The following is a 13,911-nucleotide window of genomic DNA, read 5'->3' on the forward strand; positions in this document are numbered from 1 at the left end:
CTCCAGTCAGTAAAAAAACTTACACCCAGCGGCGGAAAATCAGCGAAGTGTTGACGCCGCCAAAGGCAAAATTGTTGTTCATCACGTAGTCGTTGTGCAGTTCGCGGAACTCACCTTGCAGGTAATCCAGCTCACCGCAGCGCGGGTCGACCTCGTCGAGGTTGAAGGTGTGCACGTATCGGTCGCTGTTCATCATTTCGATGCTGAACCACGACTCCAACGCGCCGCATGCGCCCAGGGTATGCCCAAGGAAACTCTTCTGCGAACTGATGGGCATGCGGCTACCGAACAGGCTGTTGGTGGCCAGGGTTTCGGCGATGTCGCCCTGGTCGGTGGCGGTGCCATGGCCGTTCACATAGCCGATGGCGTCGGGCGAAAGCCCGGCATCTTCCAGGGCCAACTCCATGGCGCGGCGCATGGTGGCCTGCTCCGGGCGAGTGGTGTGCTGGCCGTCGGCGTTGCTGCCGAAACCGACGATCTCCGCGTGGATGTGCGCGCCGCGGGCCAGTGCATGTTCCAGCTCTTCGAGCACCAGGATGCCGCCGCCTTCGCCGATCACCAGGCCGTCGCGGCCACTGTCGTAGGGGCGCGGGCTGGTTTGCGGTGCATCGTTTTTCAGGCTGGTGGCGTACAGCGCATCGAACACCATGGCTTCGGTAGGGCACAGCTCTTCCGCGCCACCCGCCAACATCAGCGGCAGGCGGCCGAACTTGATGGCCTCATAGGCGTAGCCGATGCCCTGGCTGCCGCTGGTGCAGGCGCTGGATGTGGGGATCAGCCGGCCGGTGAGGCCAAAGAAGATGCTGATGTTCGCTGCCGTGGTGTGGGGCATCATGCGCACGTAGGAGTTGGCGTTCAGCCCCTCGGCCACCGAGTTCAGCAGCATATTGCCGAAGGCCTTGATCTCGTCGGTGCTGCCGGTGGACGAGCCACAGGCCACGCCCATGCGCCCGTCCTTGATCGACTCGTCGCCCAGCAAACCGGCGTCTTTCAGAGCCTGTTCCGCCGCCCATACCGCCAGCCGGGACACCCGGCCCATGCTGCGCAGTTGCTTGCGGGTCCAGTGGGCGGGCACCACGAAATCATCAATCGGCCCGGCCAGCCGTGTGTTCAGTTCGGTGAAGCGCTCCCACTCGTCCATGCGCCGGATGCCGCTGCGGTTGGCGCGGAAGTTGGCGGCGATGGTTGCCCAATCGCTGCCCAGGGACGTAACGCCGGCCATGCCGGTGACCACCACGCGTTTCATCAGCACAGGCCTCCATTCACGGCCAGCACTTGGCGGGTGATGTAGCCGGCTTCCGCCGACATCAGGAAATTCACGGCCCCGGCGACCTCCTCCGGAGTGCCCATGCGTTGGGCCGGGATCATTTTCATCAATTCTTCCACCGGTACGTTTTCATCGAGCATCGCAGTGTCGATCAGCCCGGGAGCCACGCAGTTGACGGTGATCTTGCGCTTGCCGAGCTCGATGGCCAGGGCCTTGGCGGCGCCGATCAAACCAGCTTTGGACGCGCTGTAGTTGACCTGGCCACGGTTGCCGATCAGCCCGGACACTGACGTGATGCACACGATTCGCCCGGCGGCGCGACGACGAATCATCGGCATCATCACCGGGTGCAATACGTTGTAGAACCCGTCCAGGTTGGTACGCATCACCACGTCCCAATCGTCTTCCGACAGCGCTGGAAACGCGCCATCGCGCGTCAGGCCTGCATTGAGCACCACGCCGTAATACGCGCCATTTGCTTCCACGTCGGCTTCAAGGATCTCCTTGCAGCTGGCGCGATCCGCCACATCGAATTGCAACACCCGAGCCTTGCGCCCCAGGGCTTCGATTTCGACCTGCACCGCATCCGCCTCGGCGCGCCCGCTGCGGCAATGCAGCACGATGTCGTGCCCGGCCTGGGCCAGGCGCAATGCGATAGCGCGGCCGATGCCACGGCTGGAGCCGGTCACCAATACGGATTCAGTCATGGCGTGGTGTCCTTCGATTCATCTAAATAGTTGGCCGCCTGGGGCGGTCGAAATACGTTCAAGCGTGCACTCGCCTGGATACCGTCGCCGGTGAGGTGGCATTCGAACACACCCATGCCGTTGTCGTCTTCCAGGGAGCGCAGGCCGTGGATGGTCAGCTCGGTGCCTGCGGGAAAGTGCTCGACGTTGCACTCGAATTTGCGCGTGCCCAGCAGGAAGCCCAACTCCACGGCCTCACCTTTCTGGCGCGCACGGCAACCGGCATAGGCGGCGACACTTTGGGCCATCAACTCAATGCCGACCCACGCGGGCAGGCTGCCGTCGGCGCGGTTGAAAAGACCGCCGGGCTTGACCGTCAGGCGGGTCTGGATCTGTTCTTCATCAAAGCTCAGGACCTGATCGATCAGGATCATGTCGCTGGCGTGGGGCAGCAGTTCGGCGAGCGGCCAATCAGTCATGGGGCGTCTCCGATAATCAGGCTGACGTTGTTGCCGCCGAAGGCAAACGAGTTGCTCATCAGGCAGCGTTTTTCCAGGGCGTCGCCGGGCGACGCCCACTTCAGTACGGGCAGGTCGGGGTCGGCCTGGCCATCCCAGACATGGGGCGGCACTACGCCTTCCGCCAGGCTCAGCCAGCAGAACGCCGCTTCCAGCGCGCCGGCAGCGCCCAGGGTGTGGCCGGTCATGGGTTTGGTCGACGAGCAGGTTACGCCGTCCGGGAACAGGGCCGCGACCGCCAGGCTTTCCATGGCGTCATTGTGCTGCGTGGCGGTGCCATGCAGGTTCAGGTAACCGATCTGCCCGGGTGTCAGTTTTGCGCTGGTCAGGGCCTTGCGCATCGCCTGCAACGCACCCTTGCCGGTGGGCTCGGGCGCGGAAATATGGTGAGCGTCGCAACTGGCGCCGCTGCCCAGCAGTGCAACCGGTGCGGGGGTTTTGCTCATCAGGAACAGCACGGCGGCTTCGCCGATATTGATGCCGTTGCGGTTCACCGAAAACGGATTGCAGCGCTGTGCCGAAACCGCCTCCAGCGACGAAAAACCATTGAGGGTCAGCTTGCACAGCGTGTCGACGCCACCGCAGATCACCGCATCGCACACACCCAGGTCCAACAGGCGTTGGGCACTCATCAGCGCCCGCGCACTGGAGGTGCAGGCGGTGGAAATCACGTAGGCCGGGCCGCTCAGTTGCAGCCAGTCGGCGAGGAAATTGGCCGGGGCGCCGAGTTCCTGTTGCAGGTAATCGTAGTCGCCGGGGAAGTTTTTTTCCCGCAGGTAGTGGGCGATGCCACGACTGGCTTCATCGATGCCCGAGGTGCTGGTGCCGAGCACGATGCCAATGCGCGACGCACCGAACGTCTGAATCGCTTGTCGGATCTCGTCGTCAATCTGCAATGCCGCTTCCAGCAGCAACTGATTATTACGGCTGTGGTGCGATTCCAGCCCGGGCGGGATCGCCGCGAGTTCACCGTGTACGCCCGCCACCGGCAACACACGCTCCGGCACCCAGCCGCTTTCGGCGCGCATGCCGGAGCAGTCGCCGGCGAACAGGTTGCGGCTGACTTCGCGCTTGCCACGGCCCAGGGCACAGATCACGCCGAGGGCATTGAGGTAGGCGGTCATCGTGTGGCCTCAAGCGGCGAGATGCGGTAGGTCAACGGCTGCCCAATCACGTCCACGCGAAACACCAGGGAGGAGTGATAGGTGATCTTCCAGCGGGACGGCAGGGTGCGGATCAAGTCCATTTCCTGGGTGCCGGGGTACAGCTTGGAGACCTCATCCGCCGAGGTGAGGGCGAACAACAGCGCGGCAAACAACTCTCGTGCCTGGGGATTGGGCGGCAGCAGACCGTCGGCCTGCCAGGCGCCGTTGATCAACTTCTGCCGAGCCTGGGGAATGCCCAGCGGGTCCATCATCGACCAGCGAATCCCGCCGGCTTCGCGTTGCATCACCAGCAGCCAGTCCTGGCGTTGGCCATCCTGTTCGCGCTGCACATGCAGTTGCAACGGCAGGCTCAGCACCGGGGTTTTCGACGGCAACGGCGGCTGGCTGGCGCAGGCGCTCAGCAGCAACAAGCAGCCGATCAACAGCATTCGGATCATGTTTCAGTGCTCGCCAGAGGTTTACGGGCAACCACGTTGACCAAGGTTTCTTCGCGCTGGCCGGCCGGTTTTGGCTGGCGCAGGCCCCAGCGCTCAAGCAGGCCGAAGTCGGTGGCGCGGCTCCACCACAGGTACGGGTACGAGACGTTCTGCGGGCCGAACTCAAAGCCCTGCTCGCGAATCATCTCAAGGTACTCCTCGGCGCTTTTCTGCACATGCATCGGGTGACGAAACAGCCAGCGAATGACCCAGGTGTCGATATAGGCCTCGGTGGACTCGGCAAACAGCAGGTAGCCGCCCGGCTTGAGCACCCGATAGAACTCTTTCAGGGCGCGATGTTGTTCTACCAGGTGGTGGAAAGTCTGGTGACAGAACAGCACGTCGACGCTGGCGTCGGCCACGTCGAGGGTCGCGCAGTCGCTGCCGATCAACTCGATGGCGATGCCCTGGCGCGCGGCTTCGGCGCGGCTCAGGTCCAGGCTGTGTGGGTCGGCGTCGAGGCCGATCAGGCGCTCGGGGGCGAACACCTGCTGCAAGTACTGGAACGACTTGCCCTGGCCGCAGCCAGCGTCCAGCAGCACCGGGGCAACCGGCAGCGGGTCGCTGAACAGGCTACGCAGGTCGTTGATTGCCACGCGTAGCACATGGTGCTGCCAGGTATGGCTACGCAGGAACCAGAAGCCGAATTTGGTTTCTTCGACGTAGTTCTTGCTGAGGTATTGGCTGCTCATCGTTTCTTCCTTGTCCCGGACGGGGCGGCCCACGGTGCCAGCATGAAGCTGAATGCCAGCCCCAAGCTCACCGATAGCCCAAAATTACTCACCGCCGGCGTGCTGGAAATGGCCAGCAGGCCGAACGATAGCCAAGTAGTCACGGCCGCCAACAGTGTGCCCAACAGGCTCACGGCGGTGCCGCCAATTTGTTCACGCATCAGGATCGCGTAGTCGACGCTGATGGCGGTTACCAACAGCAGGCCGAACAGGCTGAACAACGTCAGCGGCTGCCCCAGCCAGCCCAGGCTGGCCAGGCTGCACAACGCGGCCAGCAACGGCAGGGCAACAATGCGCAAGGCGCCGCCGAAGCCAAACGGCAGGATCAGCAACAGTACGATCAACACGCACGACATCAACTTCAATTCGGCGGCGCTGATTTGCGTCGCGGCAAACACCTGGTTCAAGTCGCCCAGGCGGTCCACCAACTGCACGCCGGGCAGATCCAGGGCCTGTACCCGCAGCAAGGCCGGATTGTTCAACCCTTGCAGGCTCACCATCGCTGCCACACCACCGTCGACATTCCCCAGCCACAGCGTGCGCCACGGCTCAGCCAGCGGGCCGACCAGCGCTGCGTCGATGTCTTCGGTGGGCAGTGACTGCAACTGGGCCAACTCGGCTTGCAGCGCGGCGGCCGGTACGCCGAGGTCCAGCAATGGCTGCCAGTACTGCGGCAGTTGGTTCAAGGCTTCACGCAGCTGTTGTTGCTCAGCCGGCGGGCTGACCAACTGGTTGAGCGCGAGGTAACCCTGGAGCTTGTCCATGTTCACCAGCTGATCCAGACGCTGACTCAGCGCGGCCTGGCGCTCCAGCAATTGCGGTTGATTGTCCGCCCGTACCAGAAAGAACTGGCTGGTGGGCTGGAACCCGGTAATCCGCGCAACGGCCTGGGCTTCCTGCAGCAACTGCGGCGGCGCACCGATCCACTGGCGGATATCGTTTTTGCTGTTCAGGTGCCATAGGCCGCCTGCGCAAAACACCAACACCAGTACCAATAACACCGGACTGGGCAGGCGCTTGAGCAGCGACTCGCGCACGCTCAGCAGAAACTCGGCAATGCGCAGCGGCCATTGGGCCGGACGCAGTTCTACGCCCTTGAGCAAGGCCGGCAGCAGGCATACGGCGGACAGATAGGCGCCCACGAGGCCCGCCGCCGAGAACACCGCGATTTGCGTCAGCGCCGGGAACGGCGTCCACGCCAGCGCCAAGTAACCGATGCAACTGGTGGCCAGGCTCAGGCTCAAGCCCGGCAAGGTCAGGCGCAAGGCCGGCCAGCTGCGCCAAGGGCTCATGCTCCAGCTCTTGGACAGGTAATGCAGCGGGTAATCCACCGCCACGCCGATCAGGCTCGAACCCAATACCAGCGTGATCACATGCATATGCCCGAACAGCGCCACACAGGCCACCGCACCAAACAACATGCCCACCAGCACCGGCACAAACGCCAACAGCACACGCCAGCGGCGGAATGCCAACAGCAGCAATAACAGGATCCCGGCAGTCGCGCCGCCGCCGACCCAGGTGATTTCCCGCGTCGCCTGCTGCTGACCATTAGCCGCGTACAGCAGGCCGCTGGCCGCGAGCAATTGCGCACCTTGCTGGTCGGCCTGCTCGCGGCTGGCCTTGAGTAGATCAGCCACTTGCAGCGGCAGTTTCATGTCGAAGGCATTACCCGTGGTGCGGGCCCGCAGCAGCACCCAGCTTTTGCCGTCGGCATCGGCGATCAACGCGCCGCTGCCGATATCCAGCTGCACCGAACCGTGCTGCGGCTGGCTGTTCTGGATACGCCCGGTGAGACCCAACCAATCGTCCTGGCTCGGCACCAGGCTGAAGCCGGTGAACGGGTCGAACAGCGCCTGCACCCGTTGCTGGATAAACGCCTGGGGCTCGTCGATCAGTTGCTCGCGGTCCTTGGCCGAGAGCATCGCCAGCCGGCCTTGCAGCAGTTGCTGACGCAGGGCCGGCAGGTCGGCTTGCAGGTTCCACTGAACCTTTTCAAACAGGCCGCTGGCTTGCCAGGCTTCGCCCAATTGCGTCGCCATGGCCACGGCTTGTTGCCGATCGGCATGCCCCACCAGCACCAGCATTTCGCGGTTCAGTGGTTCCTGCATGCGCTGTTCGGCGCGCAGTTCCAGCGCATCCGGTGCGGTGCCGGGCACCAGTTCCATCAGGTTCGCCGACAGCGGTGCGCCATGGCGCCATTGCCAACCCGCCAGGGCCAACACGGCCACCAGCAGGATCAGGAACAGTCGCGGCAACCAGCGTTCACTCGGCAAAGTCGTGTTGCTCCGCGTCGCTCAAGGGTTGGCTGCTGGTGCTGTCCTGCATGCGCAGTACGGTGCTGTCGCCCTGGGTTTCCAGCAGCTCGATTTTTTGCACCAGCTCGCCGCCGTCGATATTGATCTGGGTGAACACCTGCTTGAGCAGCAGCGAGCGCGGGATCAACGTGAGTTTCCACTGCGTGGCTTCGCCTTGCAGCTGCAGTTCGAAGTCACGCTGCAAGCCGCTGCTGTCGCCCTGCAACACGGCGAGGAACAAACGGTTCTGCTCGGCACCGGCGCTCTTGTTCGGCAGCAATTGCCAGCCGTTGGCGTCACGCCGGGCGATGCCGGTGGCGCTGATGCGGTAGTCCTGTTGCAGCGGGGTTTTCAGCAGCCAGAGCAAGCCGTGGTCCTTGGCCAGGACGAAGGTGCCCTTGCTGGTCAGCGGCTGCGGCAGGGCGCGCAAGTGTTTTTCCTGGATGAAGTTGCCGTGGATCACCGTTGGCTTTGCAAGCTGATCGCTGAGTTGTTGCAGGTCGAAGGCGTGGGCCAGGCCTGGAATGCCCAACAACAGGATTAGCGCGGTCCTTGTGGGAGCGAGCTTGCTCGCGAAGAACCTGAGGGCGCCGAGAAGTGTCAGGCGTCTCGCGTTATCGTTGACGACCATCGCGGGCAAGCCCGCTCCCACAGGGTTGTGTGTCATGACAGCGCCCTCTCGACTGCGTCGACAAATACTTTCGGCGATGCCAACTGCATTTCGCGACTGGCAATTTCCACCGCCACCTGCACGGTGCTGGCGCGAGTCAGACGCTCACCGGTGGCCTTGTCGCTGATCAGGTAATTGACCTTCAAGCGGTTCTCCCACTCCACCAGGCTGGCGCGTACGTTGATGGTCTGGCCGAAGGTTGCGCCGCGCACATAGCGCAGCTGCATGTCGATCACCGGCCAGGCATAACCCGCTTCCAGCATCGCCGTGTAGTTGTGGCCGAGCTTGTCCAGCAGGGCGCAGCGGGCGACTTCCAGGTACTTCACGTAGTGCCCGTGCCACACCACGTTCATGGTGTCGATGTCGAAAAACGGCACGAGGATTTCAGTGTCGCAGTGCAACACGCCGGGGCTACGCATGCAGCCTCCAGTGTTGCTCGGCAATACGCTTGAGGCACAGGCGCAGTTCGCCTTCCAGGGCGCGGTCTTCGATGACCGGCGGGAAGTCTTTGGCCAGCTCGATGTGCATGGCGGCCAGCGCTGGGGGCAGCGGGCGCGCGTCTTCAACCTGGGCCCGCAGCCATACGCCCTGGTTGGCGGCGAGCAAGGTGGCGGCGGCGACTTGTTCGGTCAGTTCCAGCACACGAATCGCATCGCGGGCGGCGATGGTGCCCATGCTCACCTTGTCCTGGTTGTGGCACTCGGTGGAGCGCGAGAACACGCTGGCCGGCATGGTGTTTTTCAGCGCTTCGGCGGTCCAGGCGCTGGTGCCGATCTGCACGGCCTTGAAGCCGTGGTTGATCATCGCCCGCTCGGCTGGCGCACCGGACAAATTGCTCGGCAGGCCGTGGTTGTAGCGCACGTCCACCAGCAGGGCGAGCTGGCGGTCCAGCAGATCGGCGACGTTGGCCACCAAGGTCTTGAGGCTGTCCATGGCGAAGGCGATGTGGCCGCCGTAGAAGTGGCCGCCGTGCAGCACGCGCTCTTCTTCAGCGTCGATGATCGGGTTGTCGTTGGCGCTGTTGAGTTCGATCTCGATGAACGAACGCAGCCAGTTCAGGCTGTCGGCCAACACGCCCAAGACGTGGGGCGCGCAGCGCAGCGAGTAACGGTCTTGCAGGCGATGCAGCGGTGCGGTGGGGGCGTCGATGGCCAGGTCCTTGCGCAGCCAGGCGGCAACTTGCATCTGCCCCGGGTGCGGCTTGGCGGCAAACAGGCGCTCGTCGAAATGCTCCGGGTTGCCTTGCAGCGCCACCACGTTCAGCGCGGTGATGCGCGTGGCCAGTTGCAGCAGGTAGTCGGCACGGGCGAAGGCCAGGCAGGCGAGGCCAGTCATCACGGCGGTGCCGTTCATCAATGCGAGGGCTTCTTTCGGGCGCAATACCAGCGGGTCCCAACCCAGCTCGCGGTGTACGTCGGCGGCCTGGCGACGTTCGCCACGGAACAGCACTTCGCGCTCGCCGGACAAGGTCGCGGCCACGTAGGACAGCGGCGTCAAATCACCGCTGGCGCCCACCGAGCCTTCTTCCGGAATCAGCGGCAGTACGTCGAATTCCAGGAACGCATGCAGACGTTCCAGCAACTCCACGCGCACGCCAGAAACGCCGTGGCACAGCGACTGCAACCGCGCCGCCAGCACCGCGCGGGTGGCTTGCGCGTCCAGCAACTTGCCCAGTCCGCAGCCGTGGAACGTGTAGAGGTGGCGGGGCAGCGCTTCGACGTGCTCCAGCGGCACCGCCACCACGCACGAGTCGCCATAGCCGGTGGTGACGCCGTAGATCACGCCTTCCTTGTCCAGCAACGAATCGAGGAACTGCGCGCCCTTGGCGATACGCTGGCGGTACTTGGCATCGTCTTGCAATTGAGTCGGCGCCTGACGGTTGGCCAGGGCCAGCACGTCTTCGATGCGCAGGGGGAGTTCGCCGAAGGTTACCGGCTCAAGATGCGTCGTCATCGGTCTTCCAGAAAGGGTAAAAGTTGAACCATTGTTGGGGCGCTTCCAGGCAGAACTGGCCCAGGCGCTCGGCGTAGCGGGCGGTCCATTGCGCGATCACCTGCTGGCGATCGCTGCGTTTCCATTCGATCAACCGGGCGAACGGCTCGATGATCAGGCGATAACGGCCTTGATGCTTCAAGCACATCAGCAGGTTGACCGGGCATTTCAGCAGGCCGGCCAGCAGCCATGGGCCTTGGGGGAAGGCGGCGTCATGGCCGAGAAAATCCACGCGCACCGTACGCCCGCCATGCAGCGGTACGCGGTCGCCGGCAATTGCCAGCCACTCGCCGTCGTCCAGGCGCTGGCTGAGCATCATCATTACCGCCGGGTCGAGTTCGCTCACTTGAATCAGGCGCAAATTGGTCGCCCCGGCTTCGCCCAATATGCGGTTGAAGCGTTCGGCGTGCTTGGTGTGCACCAGCACGTTCATGGTGACCTTTTCGCCGAGCTCGGCGAGGGCGCGGCACACTTCAAGGTTGCCCAGGTGCGCGCCCACCAGCATCTGCCCGCGCTCGCTGCGCAACTGGCCACGCAGTTGAGCTGGGTCGATGATTTCGATCTGCTCCAGGCGCAACTTGCCGTTCCATACGTCGAGCTTGTCCAGTAGGGCGTCGGCGAACGCCATGAACTGGCCGAAGACCCTTCGGTGGGTCGGGCGCAGGTCGTCGCGCTGGCTCCAGTCGGCCAGGCGCTGCTGGTACTGCCAGGCGCTTTGGCGGGCCGTGCGGCCGAACAGAAAGAAGTAGAAAACGATGCCGTAGAGCAGTGGGCTCAGCAGCCGGCGCCCGAGGACCTTGGCGGCGAAGGCGGTGAATTTCATCAGCCAGAAGCTGCCGCGTTCTTCGCGGTCGGCCCAGTGCTTGGTGTCCTGGGTCATGCCTGCCACCGGCGCCAGAGGATCATCGGCGCGCGCACCAACATGCCGAAGAACAGCCGGGTGTGCATCGAGGAAATCAGCGCGTTGTCGTGGAACAGGCGAAAGTGCGACAGGCCGTCGGCGGGGTAGTGCACCTTGGTCGGCAGCCAGCGCATCGGCTGGTTGCGCCAGGCCAGGCGCACCAGAATGTCGGAGTCGAAATCCATGCGTTTGCCGATGTTGGCCGAGTCCATCAAGGCCAGGGTCGGTGGCAGCGGGTACACGCGAAAGCCGCACATGGAGTCGCGAATTTGCAGCGACAAGGTATTGATCCACACCCACACGTGGGTCAGGTAGCGCGCGTAAAGGCGACCCTTGGGCACGCTGTCGTCGTATTCCGGATAGCCACAGATCACTGCATTCGGGTGGGCGCGGGAGGCATCGAGGAAGGTGCTGACTTCCCGCAGGTCGTGCTGGCCGTCGGCGTCCACTTGCAGGGCATGGGTGAAGCCCAGGCGCGCGGCTTCGCGAAAGCCGGCCATGACGGCCGCGCCTTTGCCCTGGTTGGTGGGCAGGGTCAGCAGGGACACGTTGTCGAGGGTTGCCAGTTGCGTCAGCACGGCGGCGCAGGCGGCGCTGCTGCCGTCGTCCACCAGCAGGCACGGCAGGCCGCTGTCCAGCACGGTACGGACCACGGCGGGCACAGCGGCTTCGTGGTTGTAGACCGGGATCAGGGCGCAAGGGTTATGCATAACAGGCACCCCCTCGCCACAACAGAAGCTTATTCACTCGCCAGCTCCAAAAGAATGCGCCCACTGGAGCAGGCCGCCGCCTCATTGCGGTAGGCGAAGTACAGCTTGCCGCGCTCCTGGTCGAACCGCAGGTGCAGTTCGATCCGGTCATCCGGGCGCACCAGTTGCTGGAACTTGAGCACCTCCATCCCGGCAAACTGCCCCGGCAGGTTGAGCAGTTGCTGGCCCAGGTTCAGCGCCCAATCCACTTGCACCACGCCCGGCAGCACCGGGGTTTGCGGGAAGTGGCCGCTGAAGTAGGCGAGGTCCGGCGGGATCGCCAGTTGCAGGGTCCATTCTCCGTTGGTTTCGACTTGTCCCAACACTTCCGGCGCTTTCGGCCGGGGCGCCAGCAGCAGGGTTTCGACGTCAGCCTGGGGTAGCTTGCCTTGGGTGTTCAGCGGCAATTGGCGCAGCAGGCGCCAGCGGCGGGGCAGGGCCAGGGCTTCGCAGTGTTGGCTCAAGTGCTGGCGCAGGGTTTGGGTGACGGTGCGCCGGCCCTGGTTGCGCAGGGCGTGCATACCTTCAGCACTGAGCACCACGAGGGCGCCGAGGGAAGCGCGGTTTTCCTGCACCACGCCGAGGCGGGTTTCGGCGACCCAGGCATGGTTCATCAGCGCTTGTTCGAGCATCGGCAGGGAGATGCGTTTTTCTTCCAGTTTGACGATGCGGTCCAGCCGGCCCAGCAATTCGAAGCGGCCGTCAGCGTGGATGTTGGCGGCGTCTGCGGTCTGTTCGACATGGCCGGCGGGCAAGTACGGCGAGGCGATGCGCAGCGCTCCGTCGGCGTCCTGGCTCAGGTGCACGTCGGCAAACGGCTGCCACGGTTGTTCGCCCTGGCGCCAGGCGATGCCACCGGTTTCCGAGCTGCCAAGGATTTCCGTCGGCCACTGTTGCAGGCGCTGATGCAGGCTGCTGGCGGCTTCAAGGGGCAGGGCGCCGCCGGAGGAGAACACCCGTTTGACCGGCGTGAGCGCTGGCCAGTCGAGGTTGTCGCCCATGCGCTTGAGCAACGCCGGGCTGGCGACCCAGGCGAACTGCGAATGCTCACGGCTGGCGCGCTGCAAGTCTTCGGGGAATGCCAACTGCTGGCGCACAAAGGTGCGCCCGGCACACAACGGCCACAGCACCCGGAACAACAAGCCATAGATATGCTGGGTGGCGACGCTGCCGATGATGCACGCCTCGCCCAGGTCGGCGCCCCACAGGGTTTCCAGCGCCTGGACCTCGTTGGCCATCTGCCGCAGGGTTTTGTCGATGCGCTTGGGCTCGCCGCTGGAGCCGGAGGTGCACAGGCTCAGGCAGCTGGTGTCCAAGTCCAGGGCCGCGGCGCTTAATGGCGCTTGATACAGCGCATCCAGGTCGCCGGCTTCGGTCAGCCAGGCGTCGACGGCATCGTCCCAGCGTTGGCGCGTTTGTGGTTGCAGGTCAGCGGGCAACAACACGCTGACGCCAGCACGCCACGCGCCCAACAGGGCGATCGCCAGCACGCCGGCATCCTCAAGGTGCACCGCCAGGCGCTGGATGCCCCGGGCTTGCAACCCGGTGGCCAGGCTCAGGGACTTCTCCCACAACTGTTGGTGATCCAGGGCAGGTTCGGTGGTCACCCAACGCTGCTCTACAGGCTCAAGCAGCAAGTGCTCAAGATTCAACCAATTCATACGCGGCCTCGAACCCTTTGTCGTACCAGCCATTCCACGGCAAACAACAGCCCCATCAGCCCGTAGGCGATCATGCCGTTGTACAACGTCCACCAGCTCAACGGCGCCCACAGGGTGAGGGCGGCGGCGAGCAGGCCGTTACACAGAAAAAACACACTCCACACCACGGTGACCTGGCGCGTGTACACAATCGCTTTTTCGGGCAGTTGCGGCTCGGTCATGCGTGCCAGGCGCTCGACCATCGGCGGCCCGTATTTCAGGCTCAGGCCGAACAGCGCCAGCATGAACGCGCTGACCAGGCTCGGGTACCAGCGCAGCATCTGCGGGTTGTCGAACCAGGCGAGCAACAGGCAAAAGACGATGATCGCCGCCGCCATCCAGCGGCTGCCCGGGCGCCTGGCGCCGGTCAGGGCGCGCAACAGCCACAGGCTGCCCAGCAGCAGGCCAAATTGCCACGGAGCAAAATGTTCCGTGCCGTAATACACCGCAAAAGGGTACAGCAGCCCCGCCAGCAACAGGCCAAGGCCGATCAGCCGGCTCATGCGGCCGGTTGAACCAGACGGTAGACCGCCTCGACCACGTCGTTCACGGTGCGCACGGCCTTGAACTCTTCGGCAGCGATTTTCTTGCCGGTCTGGCGCTTGATGTGGTCGATCAAGTCCACCGCATCAATGCTGTCGATTTCCAAGTCCTGGTACAGGTTGGCGTCGAGCGTGACGCGTTCAGGTTCCAGTTCAAACAGTTCCACCAAGGCGTCGCGCAAGGTGTTGAAAATATCGTCACGAGTTTGCATGGTA

At 64.0% G+C, this 13,911-nt stretch carries 15 protein-coding genes; all 15 read right to left on the minus strand.

Annotation, left to right across the window (positions count from 1 at the left end; all coding sequences use genetic code 11):
- Positions 1–19 precede the first annotated feature (19 nt).
- From K0H47_RS05400 to K0H47_RS05470, 15 genes are read right to left on the minus strand one after another with little or no spacing between them, the layout of a single operon-like run.
- Positions 20–1,246 carry a beta-ketoacyl-ACP synthase gene (locus K0H47_RS05400; protein ID WP_093202575.1) on the minus strand — a complete coding sequence of 409 codons (1,227 nt, stop codon included), beginning with the start codon at positions 1,244–1,246 and terminating at the stop codon, positions 20–22.
- Entirely contained in the window at positions 1,246–1,974 is a 729-nt protein-coding gene (gene fabG, locus K0H47_RS05405; RefSeq protein ID WP_063033461.1) for a 3-oxoacyl-ACP reductase FabG, read from the minus strand. Before fabG ends, K0H47_RS05400 begins: the two co-directional genes overlap by 1 nt.
- Positions 1,971–2,432: a hotdog family protein gene (locus K0H47_RS05410; RefSeq protein WP_218263233.1), complete on the minus strand. Its 462-nt coding sequence runs from the start codon at positions 2,430–2,432 to the stop codon at positions 1,971–1,973. Before K0H47_RS05410 ends, fabG begins: the two co-directional genes overlap by 4 nt.
- Positions 2,429–3,595: a beta-ketoacyl-[acyl-carrier-protein] synthase family protein gene (locus K0H47_RS05415; protein ID WP_219272131.1), complete on the minus strand. Its 1,167-nt coding sequence runs from the start codon at positions 3,593–3,595 to the stop codon at positions 2,429–2,431. The genes K0H47_RS05410 and K0H47_RS05415 overlap by 4 nt, the downstream gene beginning before the upstream one ends.
- The gene (locus tag K0H47_RS05420) at positions 3,592–4,074 is read right to left on the minus strand and encodes a hypothetical protein (RefSeq protein WP_219272133.1); all 483 of its coding nucleotides are present in this window, start codon (positions 4,072–4,074) and stop codon (positions 3,592–3,594) included. The genes K0H47_RS05415 and K0H47_RS05420 overlap by 4 nt, the downstream gene beginning before the upstream one ends.
- Positions 4,071–4,805: a class I SAM-dependent methyltransferase gene (locus tag K0H47_RS05425; protein ID WP_093202557.1), complete on the minus strand. Its 735-nt coding sequence runs from the start codon at positions 4,803–4,805 to the stop codon at positions 4,071–4,073. Before K0H47_RS05425 ends, K0H47_RS05420 begins: the two co-directional genes overlap by 4 nt.
- Entirely contained in the window at positions 4,802–7,120 is a 2,319-nt protein-coding gene (locus K0H47_RS05430; protein ID WP_219272134.1) for an MMPL family transporter, read from the minus strand. Before K0H47_RS05430 ends, K0H47_RS05425 begins: the two co-directional genes overlap by 4 nt.
- Entirely contained in the window at positions 7,110–7,808 is a 699-nt protein-coding gene (locus K0H47_RS05435) for an outer membrane lipoprotein carrier protein LolA (RefSeq protein ID WP_257626626.1), read from the minus strand. The genes K0H47_RS05430 and K0H47_RS05435 overlap by 11 nt, the downstream gene beginning before the upstream one ends.
- Complete coding sequence (locus K0H47_RS05440; RefSeq protein ID WP_063033454.1) at positions 7,805–8,230, minus strand: thioesterase family protein; 426 nt, start codon at positions 8,228–8,230, stop codon at positions 7,805–7,807. The genes K0H47_RS05435 and K0H47_RS05440 overlap by 4 nt, the downstream gene beginning before the upstream one ends.
- Positions 8,223–9,764 (minus strand): histidine ammonia-lyase, encoded by a 1,542-nt coding sequence (gene hutH / locus K0H47_RS05445; protein WP_063033453.1) that lies wholly within the window; start codon positions 9,762–9,764, stop codon positions 8,223–8,225. Before hutH ends, K0H47_RS05440 begins: the two co-directional genes overlap by 8 nt.
- Positions 9,748–10,683: a glycosyl transferase gene (locus K0H47_RS05450; protein WP_177071100.1), complete on the minus strand. Its 936-nt coding sequence runs from the start codon at positions 10,681–10,683 to the stop codon at positions 9,748–9,750. Before K0H47_RS05450 ends, hutH begins: the two co-directional genes overlap by 17 nt.
- Complete coding sequence (locus K0H47_RS05455; RefSeq protein ID WP_177071101.1) at positions 10,680–11,414, minus strand: glycosyltransferase family 2 protein; 735 nt, start codon at positions 11,412–11,414, stop codon at positions 10,680–10,682. The genes K0H47_RS05450 and K0H47_RS05455 overlap by 4 nt, the downstream gene beginning before the upstream one ends.
- 29 nt (positions 11,415–11,443) lie before the next feature.
- Complete coding sequence (locus tag K0H47_RS05460; RefSeq protein ID WP_219272136.1) at positions 11,444–13,114, minus strand: acyl-CoA synthetase family protein; 1,671 nt, start codon at positions 13,112–13,114, stop codon at positions 11,444–11,446.
- Positions 13,111–13,656, minus strand: coding sequence for a hypothetical protein (locus tag K0H47_RS05465; RefSeq protein ID WP_063033449.1), 546 nt, complete (start codon positions 13,654–13,656; stop codon positions 13,111–13,113). The genes K0H47_RS05460 and K0H47_RS05465 overlap by 4 nt, the downstream gene beginning before the upstream one ends.
- Complete coding sequence (locus tag K0H47_RS05470) at positions 13,653–13,907, minus strand: acyl carrier protein (RefSeq protein WP_003209389.1); 255 nt, start codon at positions 13,905–13,907, stop codon at positions 13,653–13,655. The genes K0H47_RS05465 and K0H47_RS05470 overlap by 4 nt, the downstream gene beginning before the upstream one ends.
- Between the last annotated feature and the right edge of the window lie 4 nt (positions 13,908–13,911).

Source organism: Pseudomonas sp. Xaverov 83 (genome assembly GCF_019352905.1).
GTDB classification, from domain to species: Bacteria; Pseudomonadota; Gammaproteobacteria; order Pseudomonadales; family Pseudomonadaceae; genus Aquipseudomonas; species Aquipseudomonas yamanorum.